Origin of the sequence: Pseudoduganella lutea, from assembly GCF_004209755.1 — a bacterium.
GTDB classification, from domain to species: Bacteria; Pseudomonadota; Gammaproteobacteria; order Burkholderiales; family Burkholderiaceae_D; genus Rugamonas; species Rugamonas lutea.
Genome location: NZ_CP035913.1, coordinates 6397448 through 6414298 on the forward strand (window position 1 = coordinate 6397448; position 16851 = coordinate 6414298).

Annotated in this window: 11 protein-coding genes; 3 read left to right on the forward strand and 8 right to left on the reverse strand. The window is 67.5% G+C overall.

The window, feature by feature from the left end; genetic code table 11:
* Positions 1-46: 46 nt before the first annotated feature.
* A complete protein-coding gene (locus EWM63_RS26965; RefSeq protein WP_130189284.1) occupies positions 47-793 on the reverse strand; it encodes a DUF481 domain-containing protein in 747 nt (248 codons plus the stop codon).
* A gap of 157 nt (positions 794-950) precedes the next feature.
* Between EWM63_RS26965 and EWM63_RS26970 the strand changes: the two genes are divergently transcribed.
* Positions 951-2105, forward strand: coding sequence for a DNA topoisomerase IB (locus tag EWM63_RS26970; protein ID WP_130189285.1), 1155 nt, complete (start codon positions 951-953; stop codon positions 2103-2105).
* Positions 2106-2136: 31 nt separating this feature from the next.
* Here EWM63_RS26970 and EWM63_RS26975 read toward each other — a convergent pair whose 3' ends face one another.
* A complete protein-coding gene (locus EWM63_RS26975; protein ID WP_229487524.1) occupies positions 2137-3171 on the reverse strand; it encodes an alpha/beta hydrolase in 1035 nt (344 codons plus the stop codon).
* Between the two features lie 246 nt (positions 3172-3417).
* On the opposite strand from EWM63_RS26975, the gene EWM63_RS26980 reads away from it, so the two are divergent.
* Positions 3418-4140 carry a hypothetical protein gene (locus tag EWM63_RS26980; protein WP_130189286.1) on the forward strand — a complete coding sequence of 241 codons (723 nt, stop codon included), beginning with the start codon at positions 3418-3420 and terminating at the stop codon, positions 4138-4140.
* Positions 4137-5057, forward strand: a complete 921-nt coding sequence (locus EWM63_RS26985) for an NAD(P)/FAD-dependent oxidoreductase (protein ID WP_130189287.1) — start codon at positions 4137-4139, stop codon at positions 5055-5057. Before EWM63_RS26980 ends, EWM63_RS26985 begins: the two co-directional genes overlap by 4 nt.
* Positions 5058-5154: 97 nt before the next feature.
* Here EWM63_RS26985 and EWM63_RS26990 read toward each other — a convergent pair whose 3' ends face one another.
* The 6 genes from EWM63_RS26990 to EWM63_RS27015 form a co-directional block, all read right to left on the reverse strand.
* The gene (locus EWM63_RS26990; RefSeq protein WP_130189288.1) at positions 5155-6438 is read right to left on the reverse strand and encodes a glycosyltransferase; all 1284 of its coding nucleotides are present in this window, start codon (positions 6436-6438) and stop codon (positions 5155-5157) included.
* Between the two features lie 102 nt (positions 6439-6540).
* The gene (locus EWM63_RS26995) at positions 6541-8328 is read right to left on the reverse strand and encodes a glycoside hydrolase family 2 protein (protein ID WP_130189289.1); all 1788 of its coding nucleotides are present in this window, start codon (positions 8326-8328) and stop codon (positions 6541-6543) included.
* 676 nt (positions 8329-9004) lie between these two features.
* Positions 9005-10342, reverse strand: a complete 1338-nt coding sequence (locus EWM63_RS27000; RefSeq protein ID WP_130189290.1) for an NCS2 family permease — start codon at positions 10340-10342, stop codon at positions 9005-9007.
* 132 nt (positions 10343-10474) lie between these two features.
* Positions 10475-12139, reverse strand: coding sequence for an ATP-binding cassette domain-containing protein (locus tag EWM63_RS27005; protein ID WP_130189291.1), 1665 nt, complete (start codon positions 12137-12139; stop codon positions 10475-10477).
* A 158-nt stretch (positions 12140-12297) separates the two neighbouring features.
* Positions 12298-14034 (reverse strand): phytase, encoded by a 1737-nt coding sequence (locus EWM63_RS27010; protein WP_229487525.1) that lies wholly within the window; start codon positions 14032-14034, stop codon positions 12298-12300.
* A 73-nt stretch (positions 14035-14107) separates the two neighbouring features.
* On the reverse strand, positions 14108-16597 hold the full coding sequence (locus EWM63_RS27015; RefSeq protein ID WP_130189292.1) for a TonB-dependent receptor: 2490 nt from the start codon (positions 16595-16597) through the stop codon (positions 14108-14110).
* Positions 16598-16851 lie beyond the last annotated feature (254 nt).

A 16851-nucleotide genomic window follows, 5' to 3' on the forward strand; every position in this document is an offset into this window, starting at 1 on the left:
CTCCGTGGCTGGGCGATGCAGGCCGGCGCTCGGCGCCGGAGCGTGGTCAGAACGAATAGACGAGTGTCAGCGATGTCTGCGTATCGGTGTTCTTCTTCTCGACCGGCACGTTCGAATCGTTGCGTGCACTGAAGGCAGCCTTCATCTGCATGGTGCCGTTGATCTTGGCTTGCAACGCCGTCTCGGCCACGGAATGCGTGTTCGACGTGCCCCGCTCGACGGCGACCGTCTGCGTGAACAGGGCCGCATCGCTGATCTGCCAGCGCATGTTCGCGGCGCCGCGCACGGTGACGCCATCTTCTTCCTCGCCGGTGGCGCGCACGCCGGAGAAATAGCCCGGGCCCAGTTCCACTTCGACGATCTTGTCGTCCGACTTCAGCAGCCGCTTGGCGCGGCCCACCGAGACCGATGAATAGCGCGAGTAGGCGCCGAACCGGTCATCGACGTGGGAACCCAGCACGAACAGGCGCTCGCCTTCTTCCATCAGCTTGTAGGCGGCGCGGGCGGACAACGCGAAGCGCTCCGCCGAACGCACGTATTTCTTGTTGCCGTTGTTGGTCTGGGTCTGGTCTTCCTTGAAGAAGCCCGAGAGGATGTACTGGTTGCTCCAGTCCTCCAGCTCCTGCCGCGCATCGATCTTGCCGGTGACGGAAGTACCGGTCGTGTTGCCGGACGTGGTGATGGCGCCCAGTTCGGCGGACGTGTTCCAGGTGCGTTCTTCGATCGTGTCGGCGCCGAACGCTGCGCCATGCCCGAGGGCCATCGCGAGGATGAGGACAGAACGTAAAGTCATTGGCTGTCTGTGGCTCGTAAAACGGTGGGGACCCGCATTGTACCCCAGCTGTGCCTCCGCTGCCGCATGCACCATTGTAATAAAGGCACGGATGTTGCCTACCGTACGGAACGATGCGGCCCGTGCTGCCATAGTGCCTGCACATTGAGGAGTCGCGATGAAACCCGAAGAACTGGTCACCGATCCCCCGCTGGCGGCGCGCGCGGCGGGGCTGCGCTATGTCAGCGACAGCAAGCCGGGCCTGTCCCGCATCGCCGCCGATGGCGGTTTTCGCTATGTCGACGCGCACGGCGGCCCGGTCGACGACGACGCCACGCTGGCCCGCATCAAGGCATTGGCCATCCCGCCCGCATGGACCGATGTGTGGATCTGCGCGCAGGCCAACGGGCACCTGCAGGCCACCGGCCGCGATGTGCGGGGGCGCAAGCAGTACCGCTACCACGCCCGCTGGCGCAGCGTGCGCGACGAAGTGAAATACGAGCGCATGATCGCGTTCGGCCAGGCGCTCCCAAGCATTCGCCAGGCGGTCGAGGCGGCACTGAAGCTGCCTGGCCTGCCGCGCGAAAAGGTGCTGGCCACCGTCGTCTACCTGCTCGAGCACACGATGATGCGTATCGGTAATGAGGAGTATGCCAAGGAAAACAAGTCGTTCGGCCTGACGACGCTGCGCAACCGTCACGTGCGCATCGATGGCCGCGAAGTGGAATTCCGCTTCCGGGGCAAGAGCGGCGTTTTCCACGACGTGAAGGTGGCCGACCGCCGCCTTGCCCGCATCATCGAACGGATGCGCGACCTGCCGGGACAGGAACTGTTCCAGTACGTGGACGACGATGGCACGACCCATTCCATCGACTCGTCGGACGTCAATGACTGGTTGCGCACCGTCACCGGGGAGGATTACACGGCAAAGGATTTCCGCACCTGGTCGGGCACCGTGCTGGCCGCGCTGGCCCTGCAGGCATTCGAGAAATTCGATTCCGAAACGCAGGCCAAGAAAAACGTGGTCCGGGCCATCGAGTCGGTGGCAATGAAGCTCGGCAATACGCCATCCGTCTGCCGCAAGTGCTACGTGCATCCGGCCGTACTGGAAGCCTACATGGACGGCGCCGAACTGGCCGCGCTGCGCGCCCGCGCCGAGGAGGAGTTCAGCAAGGATCTGCATGCGCTGCAGCCGGAGGAAGCGGCCGTGCTGGCGCTGCTGCAGGAACGGCTGGCGAAAGCGGCGAAGGATATCGAGACGGCTCAGGCGCGGAAAAAGGGCAGGCGCAGTGCGCCGAGAAAGGGCGCGCGGGTACTGGCCGTGGCTGCCTGATCGGCCACCGCCCCGCCTGGCCACCGCCCGGTCACCGCTTCGCTTCAAACGATTTCTTCAGTCCCTCGATGGCGAATCTCTGCGCATCGAGCGCTTTCGGCACCGCCGCGCCCATGCCGAAGAATTCGTGCGTCACGCCGTCGAACTCCCGGTAGTCGACCCTCACCCCATCCTTCTTCAGCCGCTCCGCATACGACGCGCCCTCGCTGGCCAGCGGATCGATCTCCGCCGTGATCACGGTGGCCGGCGGCAGTCCCTTCAGCGTGTCCGCCTTCAGCGGCAGCGCATGGGGGTGCTGCGGGTCCGCGCCATAGTGCTTGAAGAACCACTGCATCATGGCCTTGTTCAGCGGTTTTGCGTTGGCATTGCGCTGGTAGGAAGGGGTGCTCATGTCATCGCTCACGACCGGGTAGATCAGCAGCTGGTGCACGGGCGCCGTCACCCCCTTGTCGCGCGCCATCAGCGACACGACGGCCGCAAGGTTGCCGCCCGCGCTTTCGCCGGCGACCGCAATGCGGCCGGGATCGCCGCCCAGCTCGCCGGCGTGGGCCTGCACCCATTGCCACGCGGCGAAGGCGTCTTCCGGGGCGGCCGGGAACCTGTGCTCCGGCGCCTGGCGGTAGTCGACCGAGACGACGACCGCTTTCGCGCCGGCGGCGATCGCCCTGATCGACGGCTCATAGGTCCTGGTATCGGCAATCACAAAGCCGCCGCCGTGGAAGTACACGACGACGGGGAAGGGCCCCTTGCCGGGCGGCGTGTAGACGGCCAGCGGAATCCTGCCACCGGCACCTTCGATGTCCAGCTGCTTTACCGTCACGCCGTCCTTCTGCGCGGGCATCGCGTCGTCCTTCATCACCTTTGCCGCGGCATCCGCTGCGGTGGGCTGCCGGCGGGCTTCCTGCGGCGTGAGTGTCTCGACCGGTTTGCCACCCAGCGCGGCCAGCGCTTCGAGCACTCTCTGCATGCGCGGCTCCGCCTTCGGCGGTTCTGCGCTGTCGAGGGCAAAGGCGGTCGTGGTGGCGACCAGGGTGGCGATGGCCAGGGACATGGCATGGATCTTCATGGAGGTTTTCCTGTGTGCTTGTGTTGCCGCCAGCTTCATCGAGCTTGCCGATGCCCTCCGTGCGCCAGGTCACCCTGGAAAGGCCGCTCACCCGGCAACCGCGGCGGCATGTTCGCCACTGCACACATCAGCTGGCACACGGCACACGCGAGCAGCGATCCGACCGCGCCATGCGGCGTCCTCCTACGGCCGGCCATGCCTGACCGTGACAGAATCGGCGCACCGATAAATTGAATGGAGCACGTCATGAAGATGAACTCTGCATTGATGGTGGCCGCCTTGCTGGCCGCCTCCGCCGCCACCGCGCAAACCGTCACCACGCCCGCCGCCGGCGGCCAGGTGAACACGGGCGTGAACACCGGTGTGAACTCGAGCGTCAATCGCGGCGCGGGACCTCTGCCGGCAACCACCCGCAGCGCGCCCGGCCCGGCGCCGGTGAACGGCGTCACGTCGCCCACGACCGGCACCATCGGGACCCCGGGCGTCACGGCACCGCTGGGGACGATCGGGAACACCACGAGCGGTGCCACGATGTCGCAGGGGCAGACCGGTTCGTCGGCCACGACGATCGGCCCGTCGAGCGTGCCCAATGTGACCGGCGCGCCGGGCACGATGAGTGCAACCGGCACGGTGAACCCGACGGGCACGCCGGCAGCCAGGACCGCGACCGGCACCGTCAACAGCGCCACCCCGGCCGGCACCAACCGCTCGGCCACCACACGCGGCACGCGGGGTTCGCAGGCGGGCGGTACCACGTCCGGCACTTCCGCCACGGGCGCCACCGGCAGCGGCATGACCACCGGTACCAGCGGCACCACCACGGGCACGTCCGGCACCGCCACGGGTACATCCGGCACGACGACGGGTACATCCGGCACGACCACGGGTACTTCGGGCACGACCGGCATGGGGACGGGCACGTCCGGCACCACGACCGGTACCTCCGGAACGGGCGGCACGACCCGGTGAGCGGCGCCAGGACCTGCGAGGCGCTGGTGATCGGCGGTGGGCCCGGCGGGCTCACCGCTGCCGTCTACCTGCGCCGCTTCCGCCGCGACGTGATCGTTGCGGACAAGGGCCACAGCCGCCTGTCGCTGATCCCAATCAGCCATAACTATCCCGGTTTTCCCGGCGGCGTGCCGGGCCATGAGCTGCTCGGTCGCCTGCGCCAGCAGCTCGACTGCTATGGCGGCACTGTCGACGATATCGAGATCACAGCGCTGGACAAGGAGGACGACGTGTTCGTCGCCCGCCACGACGGCGGTGAAATCCGCACGCCCGTCGTGGTGCTGGCGACCGGTGTCGCCGATGCCGGCCTGCCCGTCGAGGGCTGGGTGGATGCCGTGGCGGCGGGCGCGGTGCGCCTGTGCCCCGTGTGCGACGGCTACGATATCCTTGACAAGCGCGTGGCGGTCGCCTCGCAGCCGTACAACCGCACCGGGCATGCATTGTTCATGCGTACGTTCTCATGCGACGTGACGCTGTTCGAGCGGGAAGCCGGCATGCCGCTGACGCCTGAAGAGGCCGAAAGACTGCGCGTTGCGGGCGTGCGCTACGTGGCTTCGCCGCTGAAGGGCGTGACGCTGACGGATGCGATGGAGCCGGTGCTGCATACCGAGGATGGCGAAGACCACCGGTTCGACGTGTTTTATCCGATGCTGGGCGAAAAGGCCCGGTCCGGCCTGGCGCAGGGGCTCGGCGCGAAATGCGGCGAATGCGAGAAGGTGATCGTGGACGATCACCAGCGTACCACCGTACCGGGGCTGTATGCCGTCGGCGACGTGGTCCTTGGCCTGAACCAGATCAGCGTGGCGATCGGGCAGGCGGCAATCGCCGCCACGGCGATCCATAATGCCCTGCCCTGGCAATTCCGGCGGCGCGAATAAGGCACCGCGGACACTGCACGGTAACGTGCCAAAGAAAACGGCGGCCATTGGCCGCCGTTTCTGTTTCAAAAAGGGAGCGGGGCTCCCTTCCTGTTCCTTACTCCGCTTTTGCCGCGGCCTGCACCGAGGCCGATGCGGGAGCGACCTGGTATGCCGCCGCAGCGACACCACCCATCATGCTGCCGACCTTCGGCGCCGTCACCGGCGTGCGCAGCGGGTTGACGTTCGGCGCGGCATGCGGCTGCTCGTACAGCATTTCCGGTGCGGTCAGGCGCTCGAACTTGCGCGCTGGCGTGGTGGACTCGAGCAGGTCGCGCATTTGCGACGCCGTGTTTTCCCACGAGGTCTTGGCCACCACGTCGCGCATCTTGCGCGCCATTGCCGCGGTCTGTTCCGGCGTCTGTGCCAGCGCCGCTTCGACATGGGCCACGAATTCCTCGGCCGTGTGGCCGATTGCCACCACGTGCGAATACGGCTGTTCCACGTCGCGGATCGGCGTCGACACGATCGGCAGTTCGGCGGCCATGTATTCCAGCACCTTGGTCGGGCTGATGAACTTGGTGGCCTCGTTGATGGCGAACGGCATCAGGCAGACATCCCAGCCGGCCAGGAATTTCGGCAGGTCGTCATAGCCGCGCTGGCCCATGTAGTGGATGTTCGCGCGCTGCGGCAGGTGCGCCGGGTCGATCTTCACGACCGGGCCCACCAGCACGATCTGCCAGTCGGGGTTGGCATCGGCGATCTTGGCGGTCAGCTCGGTATCGAAGCGCTCGTCGATCACACCATAGAAGCCCAGGCGCGGATGCGGGATATGGGCCTGGTCCGGATGGCTCGCTTCGCGTTCCAGCGCATGGGCGAAGTGTTGCGCGTCGACCGAGCTGGAGAAGCAATGGGCATTCGAGTGGCGGTTCTTCTTGGCTTCGTACAGGCTCGGGCCGCCCGTGAATACGATGTCGGCGATATTGAGCAGTGCCGTTTCGCGCTGCAGCAGCTGGCGCGGCGGATTCTTGAAGGCGGACAGTTCATCCATGCAGTCGTACACGACGAGGCTTGCATGCAGCTGCGGCAGCAGCGGCAGCGCCATCGGCGTGTAGAACCACACGATCGGATCCTCGCCTTCCGGTACCAGCTTGGCCACCATCGGCTGCACCAGCGGAATCTGGTCGTCGTGGAAGCCGTGCTGCTGCACCGGCGTGTGCGGCTGGCACACGGTGATGTTCGGGGCCGGCTGCCACGTCTTCATGAAGCTTTCGCCCTGGTGGTGAATGGGCTCTTCCACCAGCACGATCTTGTAATGTTTGGCCAGGCGGGTCAGCAGGTGCTGTGGACGCTGAAAGACGAAGTCCCAACGCAGATGGCAGAACACGATAATGGTCGACATGGTTTCTCCCTTGCCCGTAACGGGTCGTTAATTGTGAGTCGTGAATTGTGGTGCTGCTAACTGTCGCCCGTCTCGCGAAGACGGGCGGAAATCCTGAGGCGATCAGACCGGTTCAGGCGGGTCCTGCGCGACAAGCTGGACGCTGCGGGTGGCCGCGCTGATCTTTTCGAACGGGATCTTCGGCGTGCGGTCCGCGTTCAACAGCCCGTTTGCTTCCTGGTACGTATCGGCAAACTGCGTGTAGCAGAAGCCGGAAAACATCTGCGTCTCGTTCACCACCTTCAGCAGGGCGGTGTATTGCTCGTAGAACGCATCGGCCGTCATTGCCCGCGAGTAGCCCCACGTGTCGATGTCGGGCGCCGATGTGTCGAAGGCGATACCGCCGAATTCCGTCAGCACGATCGGCTGGCCGCGGTGCGGGAAGCCGTCCAGCGTCAGGATGCGGCCGCCTGGACGCCGCTGGTCGAACAGCGTGCGGGCCGGATCGCTGACCTCGTAGCGCGCCTTGATGCGCTGCGGATCGCTGTCGTAATCGTGGATGCCGAGTATATCGGTGGCCGAAGCCTCCCATCCATCGTTGCCGATCACGGGCCGCGTCGAATCCATCATGCGCGTCATGTGATACAGCGCTTCGACGGCATTGCGATGCGCCTGCATCGACGTCAGGTTCGGCACGCCCCACGATTCGTTGAACGGTACCCACACGATCACGCAGGGGTGGCTGTAATCCCGCTCGATCGCTTCCTGCCACTCCTTGATCAGGCGCGTCATCGACTTCGGGCTGAACGAATACGCCGACGGCATTTCTTCCCACACCATCAGGCCCAGCTTGTCGGCCCAGTACAGGTAGCGCGGATCCTCGATCTTCTGGTGCTTGCGCACGCCATTGAAGCCCATCAGCTTGGCGAGTTCGACATCGCGTTTCAACGCCGCATCGTTCGGCGCCGTGATGCCGCTGTCAGGCCAGTAGCCCTGGTCCAGCACCAGGCGCAGCGGGTAGGGCCTGCCATTGAGCATGAACCGGTCCCGGTTGATGGCCACCGATCGCAGCGCTGTATAGGATCGTACCGTTTCCAGCTCGATGCCGTCGCACCGCAGGGTCAGTTCGACATCGAGCAGCGTCGGCTTTTCCGGGCTCCACAGCAGGTCGTTTCGGGAATCGTCGATGCCGGGGTCGGAAATGGCGATCTTGCGGTGCGCCTCCTGGCCCATCAGCTTGTATTCGTCGTCGGCCAGCAGCACTTCGCCGTGCCACAGCTTTACTTCGACCGTCAGCTTTTCGCGGCGGTCGCCCGCGGCCTGGATGTCGCAGCCGATCTCGAAGCCGTCGAAGTGGGGCGTCCACCGGATGCCCTTCAGGTAGGTGGCGGGCACCTGTTCCAGCCAGACGGTCTGCCAGATGCCGGTGGTGCGCGGATACCAGATCGAGTGCGGCTCGAGCTGCCAGTCCTGCTTGCCGCGCGGCTTGGCCAGATCATGCGGATCGTCTTCCGCGCGCAGCACGATCACCTGGCGCTGACCTTCGACGAGCGCATCGGTGATGTCGGCGCAGAACGACGTGTGGCCGCCCTGGTGCGTGCACACGAGCCGGTCATTGACCCAGACCCTGGCTTCATAGTCGACGGCGCCGAAATGCAGGATCGTGCGTTCGCCGCGGTCCTGCATGTCGAATTCCAGGCGATACCACGCCACGGTATGGAAACCCGTGTCGTGAATGCCGGAGAGCTTCGTCTCCGGCGCATACGGCACCTGGATCTGCTGCGTCCACTCGATGCCCTCGTCGGGGCGACAGTAACGCCGGTCGTCGTCGTAGGCGAACTGCCAGGTGCCGTTCAGGTTCTGCCACTTGTCGCGCACCAGCTGCGGTCGCGGATATTCGAAGTCACTCATGGGATCCTCTTTTAGTTATCGGGCCATTATTCGATATTGACATCGGGGTCCTGGCATCCAGGGATGCGGGAATCAGCAGCGTCGCGGCGGCGCCGGCGGCGTTTACTCTCGTTACGGCGCGCCGTCCCGCGGCAGCGGCCATGCCGACAGGGCACGAGGCCACGCGGGCGCCGCCGGAGCCGGCGCCGTCGCGCAGCTTCGCTACGGCCAATATGCGCCCATCGTTGTCGTTGGTAGGTTTGCCCGGCTGGTTCACGGAGCGTGATGCCCGGGCATGGACCGCCGGTTGCGGTCCGGAGTATGCTTCCAGATTCCGTGGTGCCGTGCTCACACGGCCTCCCGCGTAACGCTGGACGGCACATCCGGCTGCCCGGCGTGCGCGCTTGCGTCATGCAGCACATGAATGTGCGTGGGGAGGGTCATGTGACAGGTTCCGTTCTCTCTGGCTTCGAGTGGACATCCTATCAAGTATTGACCTCCCTACAAGTCAATTCCGCGCAGCAAGAGCCAGCTTTTTCGGCTCATCAGTTCGTAACTATTGGTTACCACACGGGGCGCAGCGCCGGCGCTATGGGAGGACACCAACCAGTGGTTACAGCGATGTAGGACTAGTCTGGCAATGAACCTAGTTGCGAGCTGACACTGCGAAAGCAACTTTTCGCAGTGCCAGCAGCGTTTATGCGCCCAGCCAGGTGTATTTGAAGAGGAAAACGAGGGCGATCACCCAGACCACGGCCTTGACTTCGCGCACGCGGCCCGTCAGCAGCTTCAGTGCGGCGTAGGTGATGAAGCCGAAAGCGATGCCGTGGGCGATCGAATAGGTGAAGGGAATCAGCAGCGCGGTGACGGCGGCGGGAATGCTTTCCGTGCTTTCATTCCATTCCACGTCCGCCAGGTCGCGCAGCATCAGGCACGATACGAACAGCAGCGCCGGTGCGGTGGCGTAGGCGGGCACCACGCTGGCCAGCGGCGAGATGAACAGCGCTGCCAGGAACAGCAAGGCCACCACGACGGCTGTCAGGCCCGTGCGGCCGCCGGCCTGCACGCCGGCTGCGCTCTCCACATAGGCCGTGGTGCTCGAGGTGCCCATGACGGAACCGACGACGATCGCCGTGCTGTCCGCCATCAGCGCGCGGTTCAGGCGCTCCATCTTGCCTTCGACGAGCAGGCCGGCGCGGGCGGCCACGCCCATCAGCGTGCCGGTGGCATCGAACAGTTCGACGAGGAAGAACACCAGCACCACGTTCAGGATGCCGGTACCGAACGCCCCGCCGATATCGAGCTGGGCGAACGTGGGCGCCAGCGAAGGCGGCGGCGAAAAGATGCCCTGGAAGGTATTGCCGCCGAAGAAGAACGACATGACGGTCACGACGACGATGCCGATGAGGATCGCGCCCTTCACGCGCAGCCGGTCCAGCGCGACGATCAGCAGGAAGCCCACGATGGCCATCAGGGCGGGTGCCTTGTGCAGGTCGCCCACCGTAACCATCGTCGCGGCGTTGGCCGTCACGATGCCGGCGCTCTTCAGCGCGATCAGGCCGAGGAACAGCCCGAGGCCCACGGTGATGGCCGTGCGCAGCGACGCGGGAATGCCCTTGACGATCATTTCCCGCAACCCGAAGATCGAAATGAAGAGGAACAGGCAGCCGGAAATGAACACGGCACCCAGCGCCGTCTGCCATGGCACGCCCATGCCGAGCACGACCGCATACGCGAAATAGGCGTTCAGGCCCATGCCCGGCGCCATGCCGATCGGGTAGTTCGCATACAGGCCCATGATGAGCGTGCCGAGCGCGGCCGCCAGGCAGGTGGCGACGAACACGGCTTCCTTCGGCACCCCGGCATCGCCGAGGATCGCCGGATTGACGAAGATGATGTAGGCCATCGTCAGGAACGTCGTGATCCCGGCCACCACTTCGGTGCGGACGTCCGTTCCGGCTTCCTTCAGTTTGAACAGTTTTTCAGCAATCGACACGTCGAGCTCTCCCGAATTGTTATGTTGTCCGCGAAGCATACCACCGGGGTTCGATCAGCAAGTCATCTGCGAGGTGATATAGCAATAAGTGTTGCATAGTTATAATAACGTCATGGTTTTGTGACGCATCGGGTGTGCGGCGACGCCTGCGGCTGCGCCAGCCGTCAGCCGTCAGCGGCGAGCCGCGAGTCGCCAGCCATCCTTCGACCAGCGCAGCGTGTGCGTCAGGCGCAGCGCATCGAGCAGCCGGTTGTCATGCGACACGATCGCGAAAGCGCCCGGCCAGGCCAGCAGCGCCGCCTCGAGCGCCGCGAGGGCAGGCAGGTCGAGATGGTTGCCGGGCTCGTCCAGGAGTAGCAGCTGTGCTGGCGTACGCCCCCACAGCGCGCAGGCTAGCGCCGCCTTGACGCGTTCACCGCCGGACAGCGCACCGGCCGCCACGCCGAGCCGCGTCGCCTCGAGTCCCAGCAGGGCGAGCCGGCTGCGCAGTGCGCCTTCGGCCAGCGGGCTGTCCAGCTGGCGCAGCCGGTCCAGCAACGTCGAGGCGGGCGGCAGCAGGGCCTCCGCTCCCTGGTCGAGCCAGGCGGTCGACACCGGCGTCGCGCACCGGCCGGCGCAAGGCGGCAGGACGCCCGCCAGCATCTTCAGCAGCGTGCTCTTGCCGCAGCCGTTGGGGCCGGTGATCGCCAGTCGCACGGGACCCGCAAGGACCAGGTCGAGCGGGCGCGCCCCAGCCGGCATGGGGGGCACCGCGCCTTCGCAGGCGATGACGACCCGGCCGGCCGGCACGGCGGCGTCGCCCAGCAACAGCGCGGGCAGCGCCGCATCGACGCCGGCCGCCGCCGCCTTCTGCACCGCATCCCGTACCGCTTCGTCGAGCGATGCGCGTGTCGTCTCCGCCAGCCGGACTTGCCGGCCGGCGCTGGCCTGTGCGCTGGCCTTGCGCCGGCCCAGCAGGACTGCGGCCTGGTTTTCTTCCCGTGCGGCGCGGTTTCCCCGGGCCGCACGGGCGTGGCGGGCATCGTGCGCGTCGCGCAGCTGCCGCAATCCGGCGTGCCGCGTCGCGCGCACGTGATCCAGCGCGGCCTGCGCGGCGGCGGCCTGCTCCGCGCGCCGTGCCTGGTAATGCGTGAAATTGCCGCCATACGCGTGCAGGCCCCGTTCATCCAGCTCGACGATGGCATCCATCGTGTCGAGCAGCTCACGATCATGGCTGATGGCGATGACCTGGCCCGGCCACGCGGCAAGGCGCGCATGCAGCCACGCGCGGCCCTCGCGGTCGAGATGGTTCGTCGGTTCGTCCAGTACCAGCACGTCGCGGCCGGACAGGAATGCGCCGGCCAGCGCGATGCGCGCGAGCTCGCCGCCGGACAGGCCCGCGGCAGGCGCGCCGTCGTGCAGCTGCGGCAGGCCCGCGGCGGCCAGTGCCAGGGCGAAATCGGTCGTCACGGTCCAGTGACCGTCGAGCACGGCCAGGTCGTCCGGTGTGCCGCCGCCGCTGGCCAGCCGCGCCGACGCGGCAAACAAGCGGCCGAGGCCGGCCACGTCCGCCACGGTGGCCTGCGGACCGGCGTCGACCCGCTGGGGCAGGTAGTGGATCGTGCCGTGGGCTGCCGCGCGGCCCCTGTCGGGCGCCAGCAGGCCGGCCATCACGCGGGCCAGCAGGCTCTTGCCGACGCCGTTGCGGCCCACCAGCCCGTTGCGGCGCGCCGCGAACGTGAACGTGAGGTCGTCGAACAGCGTGCGCCCGCCGGGCAGGCGCAGCGTGACGCGGTGCAGGGCGATGAACGAGGATGTGCAGGGCGCCGCCGGTGCGGCGGCAGGATGTCGGGCCATGAGGAGCTTTCGGAACGCGTGGTCGGTCCGGCCGGGGAAGGGCGCGGCGCTTGGCGGTGCGAAGGCTCAGATGGTCATTTGGGGGGAGTGCTCCTGGTGCGGTCCTGCCTGCCGTCGGCACGGCAGGCAGGGCAAGTTTAGCGGATCCGTGCGCCGTGTCAATCCAGGCCGAGGGCGCGGGCAACGTCGTCCCAGGCCACCAGCTTGAAGTTCTGCGGCCCGTCCGGCATGCGCTTGTAGCCATCCTGCACGACCAGCATGCCGCGTGCATGGGGCCCGCCCAGGTTCGCCGACGTCACTTCGAGGCCATCCGTCTCGGAAGCGCCGTCGATGCCGGCGTCCACGTTGACGCCGATCCGGAAGGCGCCGCGCACCCGATACGGCGGCGCGGCATCGAGCACCACGTAGCTGTCGTTGCCCTGGCTGGACACGACCACGTAGCTTTGCCGGGCGCCGCGGTACACGCCGATGCCTTCAACATCGGCGCGCAGCAGGCCGCCGGCCGCAAGCACCATCGACAGGCGCGGTTCCCGTGCCGCATCGGCGCTGGTCACCCACAGGCCGCGCCGCTCCTCGCCCACGAACAGCTGGCCGCTGGCCTCGTCGACCACGCAGCCTTCCGGCTGGGTTTCGGTGCGGAAGCGCCGCACGACGCGCGCGGTGAAGGCGCCATCGGCGCGGCCGATCCGGTAGTGCAGGTAGCGGCCATCCTTGTCGTTGACGAAGGCATCGAGGCCGCCGCCCACCGGGCGCGCCACGCAGGCGCCATAGATCTCGTCGAGTTCCGTCGGCAGCCGCGCCGCTTCGGTCACGGTGCCGTCGGGCGCGATCGAAAACAGCACCATCACGTTGTCGTCGCGCTGCGTGGCCAGCGCCAGGTCGAAGCGTTCGGCGCCAAAGGCGACATCCTGGCGCACGTCGACGTTGTTCAGCCGCCCCGACTCCAGCAACTGGCGCTGCCGGCCCTGCAGGTCGTATACGAGCAGGCCCTGCTTCTTGTTCGTGCCGAGCACCCGCGAGGCAGCCGGGTCGACGGGGTGCCGCCAGATCGCCGGATCGTCGGCTGCGTCGCCGGCGCGTGCCACCGGGTCCGTCTGCGCGCGGGCCGTCACCACCGGCAGCGGCGCCACGGGCGCTGCGGCCTTCATGGCCAGTGCGACGGTGCGCCAGTCCTTGCCGCCATACGCCAGCAACCGCCCCGTGCCATCGACGGCGAGGTTGTCGATGTCCGCGCCGGCCACCGCGACGGGCGACCAGCCGGTGGCGGTGCGGCGCCAGGCGTGCAGCGCGCCGTTCCCGTCGGTGGCGGCAACGCCGCCCGGCAGTACGGCCAGCGCCTGCGCGCCACCGGCCAGTTTGCCGAACGGCGGCGCCAGGCCGACAGCCCGCCGCGCCGGCGCACCTTCGGCATCGGCGCGGTAGGCCCACACGCCGGACCCCTCTTCGGCCACGTACAGCGTGCCGTCGGCGTCGTCGACCCGGCAATGCTGCACATGCGGCGGCAGGGCGAGCCGGCGCACGCGCTGCGGCGCTGCGCCATCGAGCAGCCACTGCTCGGCCTGGCCATCCTTGCCGACCAGGAAAGCGTGGGTGAGCCGTTGGGCGTCGCGGTACAGGCAGGCGGCCTCGATGCCGTAGCCCGTTTCGGGCAGCGGCGGCAGGGCGGCCAGCGTGCCGGCACGGCCGTCGACTCGCAGTGGAATGGCCCGTTCCGCATTGGCATCGATGACGATCGCCAGTGCCGCGCCGTGCGGCCCGGTGCGCACGTCGAGCTGGCGCCCGCGCACGGCCACGCTGGCCCGCCCGGTGCCCGCCGCGTCGACCAGGCGCACCGCGTTCTTTTCCAGCACCAGCCAGCCGCCGGGCAGCGGCGCCAGGTCGCGCGCGCCGGCCACGGCCGGTGGCAGGGGGCCGCGCCGGCAGGGGCCGCTAGCGCGGCCAGCAGCGACAGCATTGAAAGGTTTTTCATCAGAACAGGCTCGCTTTCAGGCCGATCTTGAACGTGCGGCCATATTGTTCGTACTGGACGTTGCGTGACTTGACGCCCTGGTACACATAGTATTTTTCATTGTTCAGGTTACTAGCTTCGAACGACAGCTGCCAGCGGCGGTCGATCTGCCACGACAGCGAGAAATCGAGCTGCGTCTGGCTGTCCACGATCCGGTCTCCACTCGCATCGAGCACATCGTCGCCCAGTTCCAGCAGGTAGGGCGACTTGTGGTTGACGGCCAGGCGCGTGCTCAGCGGTCCGTGTTCGTAGCCGATCATCGCGTTCGCCACCCGGCTCGACTGGCCAGGCAGGCGGATGGCGCGGCCGGCGCGGCGCCCGGCCTCCTCGTCGAAGCTGTCGATGCCGGCGCGCGAATGCGTCAGCGCGCCATTGAGGCCCACCAGCAGGCCGTTGAACGGTGCGGGCAGCATGCGCAGCGGCTGCTGCCACGCCAGTTCGATGCCTCGCACCTTGGCGCTGTCGCCATTGGCGTACGACGTGGCCGTGGTGTAGCCGGTCCATCGTCCGCTGCCGGCCAGGTTGGTCGCGTACGTGAAGTTGGCGATGTCCTTGTGGAAGACGTAGGCCGACATCGTGCCGTCGTTGCCCAGCACCCGTTCGATGCCCAGGTCGAGGTTGTGGGATTTCAAAGGGGCCAGGTCGGGATTGCCGATCGTGGCTTCCGTCGCGCTGTCCAGGCTGATGCCGGGCGCGAGCTGGCTGAAGTTGGCGCGCACCACGCTGTTGCTCCACGCGGCGCGCACCGTGGTGGCGCGATCAAGGTCGTAGCGGGCCTGCAGCGTCGGCAGCCAGTTCGTGTAGGAACGGCCGGCGCGCCGCGCCGTGATCGATTCGCTTTCGTCTTCCAGGATCGCGATCTGCTGGCCTGCCGCCTTGAAGCGCGTGCGCTCGGCGCGCACCCCGGCCAGCAGCGACCAGGCACCGCGCGCCAGCGTGCCCTGGACATACGCGGCATCGATGTCCTCGACCAGGGCGAAATCGTCCAGTGCCGATTCGGCGGCCTGCCGCGCGCCGGCGCGGGGCAGGCTGGCGACACGGGCACGGATGGCTGCCGGATCGAGGGCCGCGCCGATCGGGCCGAACGCGTAGTCCAGCTGGTGCGTGCCGACAAAGGCGCTCATCGAGCGTGTACCCGCGCCCCAGTAGCTGGCGCTGGTGGCATTGCCGCTGTCATAGGCCCACTGGTCCGTGTCGTTGTCCTTGTCGCGCCGGCTGGCCTTGGCGCCGAATTTCACCGCGTAGCCGTCGTCGAATTCGCGGGCAAGGTCGAGGCGCAGCGCGTTCGCGCGGTCCTTTGCAAAGCTTCGCTGCAGCGTGATCGCGTTCAGGTTGTAGCTGGCCGGATCGAAGGCGGCCGCCGGTGCAATGAGGCGCGGCGCCATCGTATTGGCAAAGCCGATGCCGGCGAAGCTGCCGCGAAAGCGCGCATCGTTGATCGATTCCGGCGCGTCGTCGGTGGCGCGGCTTGCCGTTGCCTCGGCCTGCACGCGCCAGTCGCCGAAGCGGCGGTCGGCGCTCGCCGTGAGCGAGCGGATCTCCTGCGTGTACTTCCGCTGGCGCAGGCGGCGTTCCAGGCGTGCGTCGTCCGTCACGCCTTCGGCCAGGTCGTCGTTTTCCACATTGCCCACCGTGAGGCGGTCGCGCACTTCATCGTCCGAAAACCGGCTCACGAAGGCGCGCAACGCATAGCTGGAGGCCGCATCGGGACGCCAGTCCAGGTTCAGCGCGGCGGCACGGCGTTCGCGCACCGGCAGGTAGTCACGCAATTCGAAGCCTTCGAGCCGGTTGCCGCGCCACGCGCCGCCCGTTTCCACATTGTCGGAACCGAACTTGCGCTTTTCGCCCGACAGGCCGGCCGCCACGCCCAGCTTGCCGCCGGCGAAGCGCTGCGCCCAGAGCAGGTTCGCATTCGGGCTCTCGCGATGCGTGTTCGTATCGTGGCTCGCACCGGCGCCCAGCACGAGCAGCGCGCCGGGCAGGTCGAACGCAGACAGCGTTTTTACCTCCACGGTGCCGCCGAGCGAATTCGCATCCTGGTCGGGCGTCAGCGTTTTCGATACGTGCAGCGTGCGGATCAGGCCCGCAGGCAGCACGTCCAGGGCGACGGCGCGCGTGCCGGCCTCCGGCGACGGGACCAGCGCACCGTTGATGGTGACCGCGTTCAGGTCTGGTCCCAGGCCGCGCACGCTGACATAGCGCCCTTCGCCCTGGTCGCGCTGCACGGCCACGCCGGGCAGCCGGGCCAGCGCCTCGGCGGCGTTCCTGTCAGGCAGGCCGCCGATGCCGTCGCTGGAGACGACGCTGACGATGTTGTCGGCCTTTTCCTGGGCCGCGATGGCGTTGGCAAGGCTGGCGCGCTGGCCGGCGATGACGACCGTCGGGTCGCCGGCGGCGTGGACGCCCGTGGCGGCCAGCAGGCCCAGGGCGGGGATGGCGAGGTGTCGCATGGTGATGGAACCGATCCGGTGGTTGAGATTGCGGCGGATTCTAGGCATCCCGTATGACCGATCGGTGACAGGCGGCCCGCCGCGGGCCCGGTGCGGGTGCCGCGCTGGCCCGGATGAGCTCAATTGACCCGGCAGCCGCCGCAGGCGGCGCCGCGCAGGCCATGCAACCGGCGCGAAATCGCGGCCACCGGTGAGCCGATCGCACCCCGGGCAGGATTGCAACGTCCTGGCGCGGACTGCGCCAAGGCGTCATC